14 protein-coding genes are annotated in these 14393 nt (G+C 63.5%); 5 read left to right on the top strand and 9 right to left on the bottom strand.

Annotated elements, in window-relative coordinates; all coding sequences use genetic code 11:
- The 4 genes from ACNFHO_RS17520 to ACNFHO_RS17535 all read right to left on the bottom strand — a co-directional run bounded on the left by ACNFHO_RS17520 (position 1) and on the right by ACNFHO_RS17535 (position 5280).
- On the bottom strand, positions 1-975 hold the full coding sequence (locus ACNFHO_RS17520) for a PDR/VanB family oxidoreductase (protein WP_054893766.1): 975 nt from the start codon (positions 973-975) through the stop codon (positions 1-3).
- Between the two features lie 60 nt (positions 976-1035).
- Positions 1036-2157 (bottom strand): aromatic ring-hydroxylating oxygenase subunit alpha, encoded by a 1122-nt coding sequence (locus ACNFHO_RS17525; RefSeq protein WP_063544730.1) that lies wholly within the window; start codon positions 2155-2157, stop codon positions 1036-1038.
- Positions 2158-2301: 144 nt separating this feature from the next.
- Positions 2302-3900 carry a BCCT family transporter gene (locus ACNFHO_RS17530; protein WP_063544732.1) on the bottom strand — a complete coding sequence of 533 codons (1599 nt, stop codon included), beginning with the start codon at positions 3898-3900 and terminating at the stop codon, positions 2302-2304.
- Positions 3901-4188: 288 nt separating this feature from the next.
- Positions 4189-5280, bottom strand: coding sequence for a tartrate dehydrogenase (locus ACNFHO_RS17535; protein ID WP_416766952.1), 1092 nt, complete (start codon positions 5278-5280; stop codon positions 4189-4191).
- Positions 5281-5378: 98 nt separating this feature from the next.
- Between ACNFHO_RS17535 and ACNFHO_RS17540 the strand changes: the two genes are divergently transcribed.
- From ACNFHO_RS17540 to ACNFHO_RS17555, 4 genes are all read left to right on the top strand, one after another.
- Positions 5379-6290 (top strand): LysR substrate-binding domain-containing protein, encoded by a 912-nt coding sequence (locus tag ACNFHO_RS17540; RefSeq protein ID WP_063544736.1) that lies wholly within the window; start codon positions 5379-5381, stop codon positions 6288-6290.
- A gap of 313 nt (positions 6291-6603) precedes the next feature.
- Positions 6604-7491: an EamA family transporter gene (locus ACNFHO_RS17545; protein ID WP_054893771.1), complete on the top strand. Its 888-nt coding sequence runs from the start codon at positions 6604-6606 to the stop codon at positions 7489-7491.
- Between the two features lie 61 nt (positions 7492-7552).
- Positions 7553-7873, top strand: a complete 321-nt coding sequence (locus ACNFHO_RS17550) for a YbjQ family protein (protein ID WP_063544738.1) — start codon at positions 7553-7555, stop codon at positions 7871-7873.
- A 140-nt stretch (positions 7874-8013) separates the two neighbouring features.
- On the top strand, positions 8014-8208 hold the full coding sequence (locus ACNFHO_RS17555; protein ID WP_054893773.1) for a hypothetical protein: 195 nt from the start codon (positions 8014-8016) through the stop codon (positions 8206-8208).
- An 85-nt stretch (positions 8209-8293) separates the two neighbouring features.
- Here the strand turns inward: ACNFHO_RS17555 and ACNFHO_RS17560 are convergent, their stop codons facing one another.
- Positions 8294-8629, bottom strand: coding sequence for a hypothetical protein (locus tag ACNFHO_RS17560; protein ID WP_054893774.1), 336 nt, complete (start codon positions 8627-8629; stop codon positions 8294-8296).
- Positions 8630-9327: 698 nt separating this feature from the next.
- Positions 9328-10467, bottom strand: a complete 1140-nt coding sequence (gene ampC / locus ACNFHO_RS17565; RefSeq protein ID WP_416766953.1) for a class C beta-lactamase — start codon at positions 10465-10467, stop codon at positions 9328-9330.
- A gap of 127 nt (positions 10468-10594) precedes the next feature.
- Between ampC and ACNFHO_RS17570 the strand changes: the two genes are divergently transcribed.
- Complete coding sequence (locus ACNFHO_RS17570; protein WP_063544742.1) at positions 10595-11587, top strand: bile acid:sodium symporter family protein; 993 nt, start codon at positions 10595-10597, stop codon at positions 11585-11587.
- A gap of 40 nt (positions 11588-11627) precedes the next feature.
- Here ACNFHO_RS17570 and ACNFHO_RS17575 read toward each other — a convergent pair whose 3' ends face one another.
- Genes ACNFHO_RS17575 through ACNFHO_RS17585 form a run of 3 tightly spaced genes read right to left on the bottom strand, consistent with a single transcriptional unit; the run spans position 11628 to position 14271 of the window.
- The gene (locus ACNFHO_RS17575) at positions 11628-12212 is read right to left on the bottom strand and encodes a TetR/AcrR family transcriptional regulator (protein ID WP_063544744.1); all 585 of its coding nucleotides are present in this window, start codon (positions 12210-12212) and stop codon (positions 11628-11630) included.
- A gap of 12 nt (positions 12213-12224) precedes the next feature.
- Entirely contained in the window at positions 12225-13073 is an 849-nt protein-coding gene (locus ACNFHO_RS17580) for a 3-hydroxybutyryl-CoA dehydrogenase (protein WP_416766954.1), read from the bottom strand.
- 13 nt (positions 13074-13086) lie between these two features.
- The gene (locus ACNFHO_RS17585; RefSeq protein ID WP_063544748.1) at positions 13087-14271 is read right to left on the bottom strand and encodes an acetyl-CoA C-acyltransferase family protein; all 1185 of its coding nucleotides are present in this window, start codon (positions 14269-14271) and stop codon (positions 13087-13089) included.
- Between the last annotated feature and the right edge of the window lie 122 nt (positions 14272-14393).

Here is a 14393-nt window from a genome sequence, read left to right on the forward strand (position 1 = left end):
TTACAGGTCCAGCACCAGCCGTGCGCTGCGCGCGCGCGACACGCACAGCATCATGGTCTGCTGCGAGGCTTTTTCCTCATCGCTCAGGTACTGGTCGAAATGTTCGGCTTCGCCTTCGAGAATGGCCGTCTCGCAGGTGCCGCACACACCTTCGCGGCACAGGCACTCGACCTTGGCCGCCTTGGACTTCTCGATGGCCTGGAGGATGGTCATGCCTTGCTCGACTTCAAGTTCGGTGCCCGAGCGCGCCAGCACCACGGTGAAAGCGCTGCCGGCGGCAGGGGCGGCAGCGGCGAACTGCTCCCAGTGCACGCGTGACTCGGCGATCCCGGCCGCTGCGGCACTGGCGATCACTGCGTCGATCAGCGGCTTGGGGCCGCAGACATAAAGGTGCGCATCATCGGGCAGGTTGGCGCAGAGGGCGGCCAGGTCAAGCTTGCGCTCGAGGCTGTCGATGTAGAACCGTGTGCTGTGCGCATGCGGGCCATTTTCCAGGTCGGCCTGGAAGGCGCCGTGCTCGGGGGCGCGGAATGCGTAGTGCAATTCATAGGGCGTCGCGCCGCCTTCGAGTTCGTGCAGCTGCGCCAGGAACGGGGTAATGCCGATGCCGCCGGCGATCAACACATGGCGACCGGCCTCCGGCTCCAGGGCGAACAGGTTGTTGGGGCTGGAGATGGTCAGCTCGCTGCCCACCTCCACCTGGTGATGCATGAACGCCGAGCCGCCCTTGGACTGCTCCTCGAGGCGCACGCCGATCTGGTAGCTGGACAGTTCGCGCGGGTCGCTCATCAGTGAGTAGGCATTGCTGAACTGGCGCCCGTCGGCACCTTGCATCTGCACGATGACGTGGCTGCCACCGGTGAAGGCCGGCAGGGCGGCGCCGTCGGCGCGGGCCAGGGTGAAGCGCTTGATCAGCGGGGTGGCTTGCTCCACGCCGGTGACCTTTACCTTGAACATCTCGTATTGCTTGGCCATGGCGTACCTCGACAGCAAAGCCCCGCGCCAGGCCCTGACGCGGGACGAACTTCAGGGAAATCAGTCGTCCAGGTGGGCGACGGCGATCAGGTTGTGGAAGTGGGCAATACCGTGCTCGCTGACACCGCTGCGCTGCTGGTCGACCATGATCCGGCCCTGGCCACGGTAGCCGCGGGACTTCAGGCCCTTCTGCACGCTTTCCACCAGGCGCAAGTCTTCTGGGCGGAACACTTCGCGGTACCAGTCGATGAGTTTTTGCTGCTCTTCGCTGATGTCCTTGTTGAGGAAGTAGATGTCGTAGTGTTGCAGGGTGGTTTCGGCATCGACCGGGAACTCGTAGATCACGGTCATGAAGTCGGCTCCTGGCGGGACGTTGAACATGGTGCACGGCCAGGCCCAGAAGCCGGCGAAGGACGGATCCTTGACCGATTCGTCGAACGTGAACGACTGCTCCGAGGGCGTCGCCACCCCGTACTGCAGGGTCCAGTTGCCGTGCAGGCTATGGCTGTACTGGCCGACGTCGACCGACGCGGAGAAACCAGGATGGGCCGGGGCGCAGTGGTAGCACTCCAGGTAGTTGTCGACGATGGATTTCCAGTTGGCCGGGGTGTCGCTGACGAAGCGCGCCGCCAGGTGCAGGTCGTCGATCACCGGGCAGGCCGCGCGCATGCGTTGCTGCAGGCCTGGAAGCTGGTCTTCGACGGAGCCTGCATCGTTGTCCATGTTGATGAAGATGAAGCCTGCGTACTCTTCAACGCGCAGCTGCACCAGGGTGGAGTTCTGCTTGTCGAAGTTGACCACGTTCTCGCAGTTGCGCGCATGGGCCAGTTCGCCGTCGAGCTTGAAGGTCCAGGCGTGGTAGGGGCAGGTGATGACGTTCTTGGCCTTGCCGCTGCCTTCGAGCAACTGATGGCCGCGGTGCGGGCAGACGTTATAGAAGGCACGCAGTACATCGTCGCGGCCGCGCACGACGATGATGCTTTCGCCGATCACTTCGCGGGTGATGTAGGCATTCTTCTCGGCAACCTCGCTACCGTGGCCGACACAGATCCAGCTGCGGGCAAAGATCGCTTCCTTTTCGTGCTCGAACACCGAGGCCTTGGTATAGAAGTTGGCCGGGAGGGTATAGGCCTCTTCAGGGTTGGTGCAGAAGTCGGCGGGCAGGCGTTTGAAATCGTTCATGGCTGTCTCTCGGTTTTATTTTGGTTAACGCGTATCTGTCAGTTAACAATCAGGGCAAAAAAATTTTCGATCCCGTGTCGAGCATCTCGTAGGAGCGGGCTTGCCCGCGAAGGGCCCGCCCACTCACCACATACTCACCGGCGATCAGTGAACCGTCGCCGCGCTGCGCGGTGCTTTCGCGGGCGCTTGCTCACCGGCCAGGCGTGCCGCTTCTTCCTCGATGCGGTAGGCCGGCATGTCGCCGTAGTCCGCGGCAAGCCATTTGAAGAATCCGTAGATCTTCACCAGCAGGATCACCATGAACGGTATCGCGGTCAGGACCACTGCGGTCTTCATGGTCGACAGCGAGGCCTTGGCGAACAGCATGGCCAGCGGTACCAGGGTCAGCACTACACACCAGAACAGGCGCAGGGTCGGGCTTGGATCATCGCCTTCACGAAGGTTGCGGGTGCTGGTCGCGGCCACGGCATAGGCGGCGGCGTCCATGTGCGAGGCACAGAACACGGCCATGATGAACAGGTATGCCGCCAGGAACAGCGTGCCCCACGGCAACGCCAGCAGCAGGTCGGTTACCGCTGCTTCGCCGCCCAGTTCACTGAGCATCTTCGGCACGTCGATCTGACCGTTGATGAACTGGTGCATGCTGTAGCTTTCCAGCGCGCCGAAGAAGAACCAGCAACCGAAGCTGCCGCCCATCAGCAGGGCGAACACCACTTCCTTGATCTGCCGGCCGCGCGATACACGGGCGACGAACATGGCAACGCCTGGGGCATAGGATACCCACCACAGCCAATAGAACACTGTCCAGTTGCGGGTGAAGGCGCCGTCGCCGGCCGGGTCGGTGAACAGGCTCATGTGCACGTAGTGCTGGAACATCAGGCCGACGGCGTTGGCCGTGTTGTTGATGGTGAACTGGGTCGGGCCGACCAGCAGCACCACGCCGGCGAACACCAGGGCGCCGATGCAGACCATCTTCGACAGGCGCTGCAGGCCGCCATCGATACCGATGTAGGAGCTGAGCGAGAACAGCAGCGCCACCGCGCCGATCACCAGCAGTTGCACGGTGAAAGTGTTGGGGGTGCCGGCCAGGTCCGACAGGCCGCGGGTCAGGGTCGAGGCGGTCAATGCCAGCGACACGGTCAGCGCGCCCATCATGGTCAGCAGGAAGATCAGGTCCACTGCGCGGCCAACGGGGCCGGTGGCCTTGAAGCCGGTCACCGCTTCGATGATCGAGGCCAGGTTCAGGCCGGTCTTCTTGCGTACGTGGAAGTGGTAGGCCAGTGCCAGTGATGCCAAGGCGTAGATCGACCAGGCGCTGATGCCCCAGTGGAAGAACGAGTAGCTGACGCTGTATTCCAGGGCCTGGGCGGACATCGGTGCGATGTTCAGGCCGGGTGTCTGGTAGTAGTAGGCCCATTCCATCACGCCCCAGTACAGGGTCGAGGACCCCATGCCAGCGCAGATGAACATGAACACCCAGGTGGTGGTGGCATATTCGGGTTTGCCACTGCCCAGGCGGATGTTGCCGTACTTGCTGAAGGCGATGTACAGCACCGCGAGGGTGCTGGCGAACACCAGCACCTGAACGCTGGTGCCGAAGGTACGGGTGGACAGTTCGAACAGCTGGTTGGCCATGCCTTCTGCCTGAACAGGGAAGGCTGCGAGGCCGATCACGGTGAGCAGTACAGCAAGCAGGCTCATGGCAATCAGGAACACGTCGATCTTTTTGTTATCGGGGGACATCAATTGTCTCCTGGAGCTTTTCTTGTAGTAGGAGTCAGGCGTTGGGGAAGTCCGTATCGGTGAGGCTTTTTTACTCTGTTAACCATTGATTAACACAAATCCATTGGTTAACGAAAAGTGTGCATGGATTTGTCGAGGGCCGCAAGAGGATCGTCGGACAATCCTGATGGCGGGTTTTGTGGCGATGTGGTCAAAGCGAGGCTGGTGCAGTTCCGGTGAGCGCGCGAAGCCCGCTCTATCCCTATGAGAGCGGCGACCCGCCGCTCTCACGGATATCCATACTGCTGGTCAGGCGCCGAGCAGTTCGGCGATGGCCTTGCCGACCTCCTGGGTGGAACGGCTGCCGCCCATGTCGCGGGTGGTGTCGCCGTTGGCGATCACGGTCTCGATGGCCTTGAGGATGTCGTCGTGGGCGGCCTGGTAGCGCGCGTCGTCGCCGTCCTTGCCGAGGAACTCGAGCATCAGCGCGCCGGACCAGATCATCGCGATCGGGTTGGCGATGTTCTTGCCGTAGATGTCTGGCGCCGACCCATGCACCGGCTCGAACAGCGACGGGAACTTGCGTTCGGGGTTGAGGTTGGCCGAGGGCGCGATGCCGATGGTGCCAGCGCACGCCGGACCCAGGTCGGAGAGGATGTCGCCAAACAGGTTGGAGGCCACCACCACGTCGAAACGCTCTGGCTGCAGCACGAAGCGTGCGCAGAGAATGTCGATGTGCTGCTTGTCCCAGCTGATCTCTGGGTAGTGCGCGGCCATTGCGGCGGTGCGCTCGTCCCAGTAGGGCATGCTCACGGCCATACCGTTGGACTTGGTCGCCGAGGTCACGTGCTTGCGCTCGCGGGTCTGGGCGACTTCGAACGCGTACTTGAGGATGCGGTCGACGCCGCGGCGGGTGAACACCGATTCCTGCAGCACGAATTCGTTATCGGTGCCTTCGAACATGCGTCCGCCGAGCGAGGAGTACTCACCCTCGGTGTTCTCGCGGATCACCACGAAGTCGATATCACCCGGCTGCTTGTTGGCCATTGGGCAGGGCACGCCAGGGAACAGGCGCACCGGGCGGATGTTGACGTACTGATCGAAGTCGCGGCGGAACTTGAGCAGCGAGCCCCACAGCGAGATGTGGTCGGGCACCTTGTCTGGCCAGCCGACGGCACCGAAGAACAGCGCATCGAAGCCCTTGAGCTGTTCGAACCAGTCATCGGGCATCATCTTGCCGTGGGCCAGGTAGTAGTCGCAGCTGGCCCATTCGAAGAACTCGAATTGCAGGTCCAGGCCGTGCTTGCGTGCCGCGGCCTCGACCACGCGGATGCCTTCGGGGAGGACTTCGTTGCCGATGCCGTCACCCGGGATGGCGGCGATTTTGAAGGTCTTGGTCATGACGTGCATCTCGTGTGTTTGGGAACAGATGCGGCTCATGCTATAAGGAGACGATTCAGAGATAATCCATCCATTCATTTATTCTTAGTGTACGTATCGTGAATAATCTGCCGAACCTCGACGACCTCGATATCTTCCTGCACGTGGCCCGTCGTGCCAGCTTTGCTGCAGTGGCGGACGAGCGCGGCATGTCGCCGGCGTTCGTCAGCAAGCGTATCCGGCTGCTCGAAGAAAGCCTGGGCGTACGCCTGCTGCATCGCACCACGCGACGGGTGACGGTGAGCGAGGAGGGCGAACGGGTCTATCAGTGGGCACAACAGATCTTCAATGCGCTCCAGGGCATGGACGACGATCTCAACGCCGGCCAGCGCGAGCCTGCCGGGCAACTGCGCATCGCCAGCAGCCTGGGGCTGGGGCGACGTTTCGTGGCACCAGCACTGTCGGAGCTGGCGGCGCGCTATCCGCGCCTGGACATCCGTCTGGACGTGCACGATCGGCTGGTGGACCTGATCGCCGAAGGTGTCGACCTGGACATTCGCGTGGGCAACGTCATCGCACCGCACCTGATTGCCAAGCCTCTGGCGCGCAATCGCCGGGTGCTCTGCGCGGCGCCGGCCTACCTGGCCCGGCACGGTACACCGCGCACCTTGGCGGAGCTGGCCAGCCACGACTGCCTGGTGATCAAGGAACGCGATCATCCGTTCGGTCTGTGGCACCTGGAGGGGCCCAGTGGCGAAGAAAGCGTGCGGGTGACCGGGCCGCTGTCGAGCAACCATGGCGAGGTGGCGCACCAGTGGTGCCTGGATGGGCGCGGAATCCTGCTGCGCTCGTGGTGGGATGTGCACGACAACCTGATCGATGGCCGGTTGGTACAGGTACTGGAGGATTACCAGCAGGCGGCGGACATCTGGGCGGTGTACACCGCGCCCCTGGCCGGATCGGCCAAGGTGCGGGTCGCGGTGGAGTTCTTCCGGCAGTATTTTGCCGAGCGGTATCGATTGCCGGGGTAACTTCAGTCTTTGCCCTCGACGGCAATCGGCCCTGTAGGAGTGGCCTTATGTTGCGAAAGGGCTGCGCAGAAGCGCCCGATACTCTGTGTATCTGCACAGATCCTGGGGCCGCTACGCGGCACCTTTCAGGACACAAGCAGCGATTAGGCGCTCCGACTTGCCGCGAGACGACCGCTGCAAAACCGCTCAACCCTTGCGCAAACAGCTGACTGTTGCGCAACCCTGGGCCGCAACTGTGCTGGTCGCTGTCGACGGAATACCCTTATGCTGTAACGAAATATGTCTAGTAAAGCCTGAGAGAAGGAACACCGAAATGCCAGTCAAGGACCTGCTGATCGCTCTGGTAGTGATCATTGCCTGGGGCGTCAACTTCGTGGTCATCAAGGTCGGGCTCGACGGCCTTCCGCCCATGCTGCTCGGTGCCTTGCGTTTCATGCTGGTGGCCTTTCCGGCAATCCTCTTCATCAAGCGTCCGAACCTGCCCTGGCGTTGGCTGATTGCCTATGGCGCGACCATCTCGCTGGGGCAGTTCGCCTTCCTGTTCCAGGCCATGTACAGCGGCATGCCCCCGGGTCTGGCTTCGCTGGTGCTGCAGTCGCAGGCGTTCTTCACCCTGGGTTTCGCGGCGCTGTTTCTGGGTGAGCGCTTGCGCCCGGCCAGCGTGCTCGGGTTGCTGGTGGCGGCCGGCGGCCTTGCGGTGATCGGCAGCGAAGACAGCAGCCATGTGCCATTTGTGGCGCTGCTGTTGACCCTGTGCGCCGGTGCCATGTGGGGCATGGGCAATATCATCACCCGTCGTTTTGGCTCGGTGGATCTGGTGGCCTTGGTGATCTGGGGCGGGTTGATTCCGCCGCTGCCGTTCCTGGCGCTGTCGTGGTGGTTGGAGGGGCCGGAGCGCATCGGCCATGCGCTGGCCAACATCGGCATGAGTTCGGTGCTGGCGCTGCTCTACCTGGCGTTGGTCGCCACCATGCTCGGCTACAGCCTGTGGAGCACATTGCTCTCGCGTCACCCGGCCGGCAAGGTCGCGCCATTTTCGCTGCTGGTGCCGGTGATCGGCCTGAGCTCCTCCGCCTGGCTGCTCGACGAGCGCCTCAGCGCCGCGCAGGGTTGGGGGGCGCTGCTGGTGATGCTGGGGCTGCTGATCAATGTCTTCGGGCCTCGCCTGAGCCAGCGCCTGCGAGCTGCCAGCGCGCACTAGCGCTGTTCAGCGCAAGGCTCTGTTAGGATCTGGGGTTTTCCAGAACCACGGAGCCGCGCCCATGATCATTTCCACTACCAGCCAGCTCGAAGGTCGCCCGATCGCCGAGTACCTCGGCGTGGTCAGCGCCGAATCGGTGCAGGGCGTCAACTTCGTGCGCGATTTCTTCGCACGCTGGCGCGACTTCTTCGGCGGTCGCTCGCAAACCCTGGAAAGCGCATTGCGCCAGGCGCGCGAGCAGGCCACTGAGGAACTGCTGGAGCGGGCACGTCGCTTGCAGGCCGATGCAGTGGTGGGGGTGGACTTCGAAATCAGCATGCCGTCCGTGCAGGGCGGAATGGTCGTGGTGTTCGCCACCGGGACGGCTGTGCGCCTTAGATAGCGGCCAGGAGCCACTGGTCGGGCCAAGGCGTTTCGTCCGGCCGGTCTGCAAATGACCGACTAGTCTCAGTTCAACGGGCCGTGTTTCTCTGGGCAAGCAGGTTGCTTGCCGACGCGGACGCCTTTGGAGGGAGACAGGGCATGAGCGAGTCCTATATCGAAGACCTGAACGACGCATTCCCGATCAATAACCAGGTGCGTTGCGGCCAGACGGCCTTTCACCTGGGTTTTGCCAACATGACCCTCGACGAATCCGAGCAGCTTCAGCCGGCCCACTTGCAGCGCAGCAAGAAAGGGCGTTTCACGCCACGGGTGCCAGCCAAGAAGTCATCCTGACGCCTCATTGATCCGATTGCAGGAGCCCGTGCCAGGCATGAAAAAACCCGGCCTTGCGGGCCGGGCTCAAGTAGCGGTGTACAACTCAGTTGAGTGGGTCGATCACCTTGACGGCCTGCTGCTCACGGGCAGCGGGCCATTCTTGTTGCAGGGTCATGAGCACGCGTTCGACGAACTGAGTGTCAGCGGCGGCCTTCTTGCCGACGTAGCCCTGGCCACGGCGGTAGACCTTGAAACGGGCGCACATGCTGTCGGGCATATGCAGGTCGGATTCGTCTTCGACGGTGTTGGCCGGCAGGCGGTCGAGGCGGACCTCGCCGGTCTGGCTGACCCACAGCAGGTGGTCGTCGAGGCTGTCCTTGCGCGCGGCGAACAGCTGGGCCAATTGGTCGATCGTAGGATTGTTGTTCAAGTTCATCATAAAGCCCCCATTACCCATTCGGTGGTGATTTTCACAGTTGGCGCCACAGCGGTGTAGCGCTCTACCAAGGCTGCTACAGCAGCATCGCAACAGGGGCTTTCTCACGCTGCCTTTTGGACAGTTTCCCTCTCCACGAACGGCCTGCGTTACCGCGCAGGCCGTCTGGAATACCCTTGCCACCGCTCCCGATCAGGGAGACGGCCTCATCATGCACAAGGCTGGGGAAGGGCGTCAATGGTTTTGTAGTGAAACTTTTTGCTCACTACATCTTGTCGGACAATCCTGCTTTTTCAGGGGAATAGCGTGTACTTGAGGTCATCCGTTTCAAGGAGTTCGCATGCGATTGTGTGAGGGCTGGTAGGTGCCTGCCGAAAGATTTTCAGCGCCTATGAGATCGAGCGCCGCCCGCGCGGCGCTTCGCGGGCAAGTCGGAGCGCCGAACCGCCGCCCCTACATTTGTTTCGGACCAGTTATGCCTGTGCCACAGGCGCGCGACCGCCTGGTGTGTACGACTCGATATCGCGCGGTGCGCCAAAGGGGGCGAGCGAAAATGCCACAGGATCCATTGGCCCGAAACAAACTGTGGGAGCGGGCTTGCCCGCGAAGCGCCGCGCGGGCGGCGCTCGATCTCGTAGGCGCTGAAAATCTTTCGGCGAACCCTCCCAGCCTCTACGCAACCACCTTGAAAGGCATGCCACTCACGGCGCCACGGCAGACAGGATCGCGTGGGCCGCACGAACCCGTTCATCGTTGGGGTAATTGCGATTGGCGAGCAGCGCGATCGCGATTCCCTTGGCAGGCACAAAGGCGACGTAGGCGCCGAACCCGGTGGTGGCACCGGTCTTGTTGTACCAGTACCCAGGAGCGTCCGGCTGCGCCGGCTGCAGGCGTTTGGTGGCCTGTGCCTCACGGATCATCTGCACACCATTGCCCTTGACCAGAGTGTCGAGTGCGACCGGATAGGGGTAGCGTTCCCAGCCCAGGCCCTGGGTCATGTCGCCCACCTGGAAGTAGCCGCCGTGGGTGATGGCGATCGCCTTGGCCATATCGGCCGACAATCCCTGCGGGTCGAGCTGCGCGCGCAGGTAGGCGAGCATATCGGTGGCGCTGGTCTTGATGCCGTAGGCTTCGTCGGCGAAGGCCCCCGGGCTGACGCGAATCGGGCGCTCATTGGCGTCGTAGCCCTGGGCGTAGTGGCTGCGCTCTGCTGCCGGGACCTGCAGGTAGGTGTGCTTCAGACCCAGGCCTGGGAGCAGGTCCTGGCGCATCAGTTCGGCGAACGGGCGTTTCTGCGCCTGCGCTGCGAGGTTACCGAACAGTCCCAGGCTTGGATTGGAATAGCAACGGCGGGTGCCGCGCTCGGTTTTCTGCTGCCACTGCCGGAGGAACACCAGCGCCTGCGCGTCGTTGCTCACCTCGTCGGGAAACTGCAAGGGCAGGCAGTCAGCACTGTAGGCGCCCAGTTCCAGGACGCTCGCCGAGCCCAGAGCGGACTTTTCCAGTGCCGGTTGGTAGCGGCTGGCCGGGGCATCAAGGTCGAGCTTGCCTCGGGCGCTGGCCAGTGCGACGAGGGTCGCGGTGTAGGTCTTGCTCACCGAGCCGACTTCGAACAGCGTGTCGCGGGTCACGGGGCGATTGTCGGCCTTGTCGGCCACGCCGTAGCTGAAGTAGTGCGCCTGGCCATTGGCGTAGACCGCCACGGCCATGCCGGGAATGCGTTGTGCCTGCATCAGTGGCTGGACGATGGCGTCGACCTGGTGTTGCAGGTCGTCGGCCAGCGCCGGGGTTGCGGTCATCGCCAGGGCCAGGGTGAGCAGGGCGGGGCGGAGGTTGTACATCGGTAGGTTTCCTTGCCTGGAAGAGGGCCAATGTCCGTTCAGCGACACTGGCGGGGGTTCCGGCGTTAGCGCCGAGAGAGCGCAGACCTTATCGTCAGGCCTTGCACCATGACAAGACGGACACTTCATGAAGTACCTGCGCATGCTTTTCGATAAATTCACCCTGACCCTGCTCTCGGTGGTCCTGCTGGCGACCTTGCTGCCCTGCTCGGGTGACGGCGCGGTGGCCTTCGGCTGGCTGACCAACCTGGCGATTGCCCTGTTGTTCTTCCTGCACGGCGCCAAGCTGTCACGCGAGGCGATCATCGCCGGTGCCGGCCACTGGCGCCTGCACATCCTGGTGTTCTCCTGCACCTTCGTACTCTTTCCATTGCTGGGCCTGGCGTTCAAGCCACTGTTCGTGCCGCTGGTGGGCAACGAGCTGTACCTGGGCCTGCTCTACCTGTGCGCCTTGCCTGCGACCGTGCAGTCGGCCATCGCCTTCACCTCGCTGGCACGCGGCAACGTCCCGGCAGCGATCTGCAGTGCGGCGGCCTCCAGCCTGCTGGGCATCTTCCTCACGCCACTGCTGGTGATGCTGTTGCTGGGTGCTGACGGCGATACCGGTTCGGGGCTCGATGCGGTACTGAAGATCACCCTGCAACTGCTGGTGCCCTTCGTGGCCGGACAGATCGCCCGTCGCTGGATCGGCGCCTGGGTCAAGAAGAATGCACGCTGGCTGAAGATCGTCGACCAGGGTTCGATCCTGCTGGTGGTCTATACCGCGTTCAGTGAAGCGGTCGTGACGGGATTGTGGAATACCGTCTCGCCGCAGCACTTGCTGGGTCTGTTCGTCGCCTGCGGCGTGTTGCTGGCGGTGGTGCTGCTCGGTACCCGCTTGCTGGGGCGCGTGCTGGGCTTCAGCGTCGAAGACCGCATCACCATCCTGTTTGCCGGCTCGAAGAAGAGCCTGGCCACCGGGGTGCCGATGGCTCAGGTATTGTTCGTGGGGAGCGGGATCGGCGCGATGATCCTGCCGCTGATGCTGTTCCACCAGATCCAGCTGATGGTGTGTGCGGTGCTGGCGCAGCGCTACGCAGCGCGGGAAGTGGTGGGCGAGGAAGCTTCGGCGGCGTCCTGACGCAGAGGATGGTGTGAGCGGGACGCGAAGCGCGTACCGTTCACACCAACGCTCGCTCTATCCCGCCCGCCACCAGGCTCTCCATCAGCCCGACGCCTTGCAGCTCGGGCACGCCACGCGCTTGCAGCACGCCCGGCAGCTGATTCAGCAAGCTGCCCAGCACGTGCCCGGCCGCTGCCAGCACCTCGCCGCCATGGCGCGCCTTGGGCGCGACCAATTGCAATAATCCGGTTTCGTAGTCGTGGCGCAGCTCGCCCAGGCGTGCCTGCTGAGCCTCGCTCAGGCAGCAGAAATCCCGCTCTGCCAGACGAAACTGCAAGGGCCGCTCACTGTGCAACTGCCAGTGCGCGGCAATCAGGCCAGGCAATGCCGGCTTGCCTCTGGCCAGCGCACGGCGACCTTGGTCGAGCGTGGCCAGCAGTTCTTCGTACAGCTCCTCGATCAGGTCGAACAACAGGTCCTGCTTGCTCGGGAAATGGTGGTACAGCGAGCCCGCCGTCAGCCCGACATGCGCGGCCAGTTCGCGCATGCTGACCTGGCCGAAGCCTTTTTCGGCGAACAGCGCCATGGCCCTGTCGCGGCGTTCCTCGAAATTGGCGCAGCGCAGGGCAGCGGTGACCGGCATGACGCGCGCTCCTCAGTAGGTGAAGAAACCACGGCCGCTCTTGCGCCCGAGGTAGCCGGCGGCAACCATCTCCTTGAGCAGCGGTGCAGGGCGGTACTTGCTGTCGTTGAAGCCCTCGTGGAAGGCCTCCATGATCGCCAGCAGGGTGTCCAGGCCGATCAGGTCGGCCAGGGCCAGCGGGCCGATCGGTTGGTTGCAGCCCAGACGCATGCCCGTGTCGATATCCTCGGCGCTGGCCAGGCCCTCCTGACGCACGAAGATCGCTTCATTGATCATCGGCACCAGGATGCGGTTGACCACGAAGCCGGGGCGGTTGCCCGCAGTGATCGGTGTCTTGCCCAACTTCTCTGTGACCAGCAGCGCCTGGGCGTAGGTCGTGTCGCTGGTCTGAAGGCCACGGATGACCTCGACCAGGGCCATCATCGGCACTGGGTTGAAGAAGTGCACACCGATGAACCGCTCAGGATGATCGATGCTGGCGGCCAGCTGAGTGACCGACAGCGATGAGGTATTGGTGGCGATCAGGCACTGTGCAGCGACACTGGCGGCCACCTGCTGGAGGATGCGCTGCTTGAGCGCCAGGTTTTCGGTCGCGGCCTCGATCACCAGTTGCGCGCTCGACAGCTGCGCGTAGTCGGTACTGGTGCGGATGCGCGTCCTGGCGGCTTCGGCCTTGTCCGCCTCGAGGGTACCCTTGCTGACCTGGCGTTCCAGGTTCTTGCTCAGTGTGGCGACACCGCGCTCAAGCGCTGCGTCACTGACATCGATGAGCAACACCTGGAAGCCGGCTATCGCGCACACCTGGGCGATGCCGTTGCCCATGGTACCGGCGCCGATCACGGCGATCTGCTGGATGGTCATGTCAATGCTCCCGTCACACGCGCTCGAAGACCACGGCGATGCCTTGGCCGCCACCGATGCACATGGTCGCCAGCGCATAGCGCCCCTGAATGCGCTGCAATTCGTGGATGGCCTTGGTGGCGATGATCGCGCCAGTGGCGCCGACCGGGTGGCCGAGCGAGATGCCCGAACCATTGGGGTTGACCTTTTCCGGATCGAAGCCCAACGTCTGGGCCACAGCGCAGGCCTGGGCGGCGAAGGCTTCGTTGGATTCGATCACGTCCAGGTCCTTGACCGACAGGCCGGCCTTTTCAAGTACCTTGCGCGTGGCCGGGATCGGGCCCAGGCCCATCAGCTCAGGTTCGACACCGGCATGGGCGTAGGCCACCAGTCTTGCCAGCGGCTTGAGGCCAAGGCGGCGCACCGCATCGCCGGTCGCCAGGACCAGGCCGGCGGCGCCGTCGTTGATGCCGCTGGCATTGCCGGCGGTGACGCTGCCGTCTTTCTTGAAGGCGGTGCGCATGCCCGCCAACTGCTCGGCACTGACATCGCCGCGCACGTGCTCATCGACGGCGAACTGCACACTGCCTTTGCGGGTTTTCAGCTCGATCGGCACGATCTGGCTGTCGAAGCGACCTTCGGCGATGGCGCGGGCGGCGCGACGCTGGCTGGTCAACGCCAGTTCGTCCTGCATTTCACGGGTGATGCCGTGCTTGGCGGCGACGTTCTCGGCGGTGATACCCATGTGGAAGCCTTCGAACGGATCCTGGAGGATGCCGACCATGTAGTCGATGCCCTGCAGGTCACCCATGCGTGCCCCCCAACGGGCTTGCGGCAGCAGGTAAGGGCCGCGGCTCATGGACTCGGCGCCAGCAGCCAGGGCAATGTCGGTATCGCCCAGCAGCAGGCCCTGGGCGGCGGATACGATCGCTTGCAGACCCGATCCGCACAGACGGTTGACGTTGAATGCCGGGGTTTCCTTGGGGATGCCGGCGTTCATCGCCGCCACTCGGCCCAGGTAGGCGTCGCGTGGTTCGGTCGGGATCACGTTGCCCATCACCACATGGCCGATCTGCTCGGCGGCCACGCCCGAGCGCTCGATGGCAGCGCGGGTCACGGCGGTGGCGAGGTCGGCCAGCGGCAGGTCCTTGAGTGAGCCACCAAAACCACCGATGGCCGAACGCACTGCACTGACGACATAGATTTCTGCGCTGCTCATATATAGCTCCGATTGCGAAGGCGTGGCGGGACGGTGCCGGGCTCTGCGAGAATGGCGACCGTTGCGGATGGGGTCCGAGTCTAGGCAAAGGCCGGGAACGGGCCTATGCCGAAACTGCTCAG

The organism is Pseudomonas sp. NY15374, from assembly GCF_048068255.1.
In the GTDB taxonomy this organism is placed as follows: domain Bacteria; phylum Pseudomonadota; class Gammaproteobacteria; order Pseudomonadales; family Pseudomonadaceae; genus Aquipseudomonas; species Aquipseudomonas machongensis.

Coding starts and splice junctions, on each gene's coding strand:
- ACNFHO_RS17520 (WP_054893766.1), bottom strand. CDS start 975: ATGGCCAAGCAATACGAGATGTTCAAGGTAAAGGTCACCGGCGTGGAG.
- ACNFHO_RS17525 (WP_063544730.1), bottom strand. CDS start 2,157: ATGAACGATTTCAAACGCCTGCCCGCCGACTTCTGCACCAACCCTGAA.
- ACNFHO_RS17530 (WP_063544732.1), bottom strand. CDS start 3,900: ATGTCCCCCGATAACAAAAAGATCGACGTGTTCCTGATTGCCATGAGC.
- ACNFHO_RS17535 (WP_416766952.1), bottom strand. CDS start 5,280: ATGACCAAGACCTTCAAAATCGCCGCCATCCCGGGTGACGGCATCGGC.
- ACNFHO_RS17545 (WP_054893771.1), top strand. CDS start 6,604: ATGCCAGTCAAGGACCTGCTGATCGCTCTGGTAGTGATCATTGCCTGG.
- ACNFHO_RS17550 (WP_063544738.1), top strand. CDS start 7,553: ATGATCATTTCCACTACCAGCCAGCTCGAAGGTCGCCCGATCGCCGAG.
- ACNFHO_RS17555 (WP_054893773.1), top strand. CDS start 8,014: ATGAGCGAGTCCTATATCGAAGACCTGAACGACGCATTCCCGATCAAT.
- ACNFHO_RS17560 (WP_054893774.1), bottom strand. CDS start 8,629: ATGATGAACTTGAACAACAATCCTACGATCGACCAATTGGCCCAGCTG.
- ampC (WP_416766953.1), bottom strand. CDS start 10,467: ATGTACAACCTCCGCCCCGCCCTGCTCACCCTGGCCCTGGCGATGACC.
- ACNFHO_RS17570 (WP_063544742.1), top strand. CDS start 10,595: ATGAAGTACCTGCGCATGCTTTTCGATAAATTCACCCTGACCCTGCTC.
- ACNFHO_RS17575 (WP_063544744.1), bottom strand. CDS start 12,212: ATGCCGGTCACCGCTGCCCTGCGCTGCGCCAATTTCGAGGAACGCCGC.
- ACNFHO_RS17580 (WP_416766954.1), bottom strand. CDS start 13,073: ATGACCATCCAGCAGATCGCCGTGATCGGCGCCGGTACCATGGGCAAC.
- ACNFHO_RS17585 (WP_063544748.1), bottom strand. CDS start 14,271: ATGAGCAGCGCAGAAATCTATGTCGTCAGTGCAGTGCGTTCGGCCATC.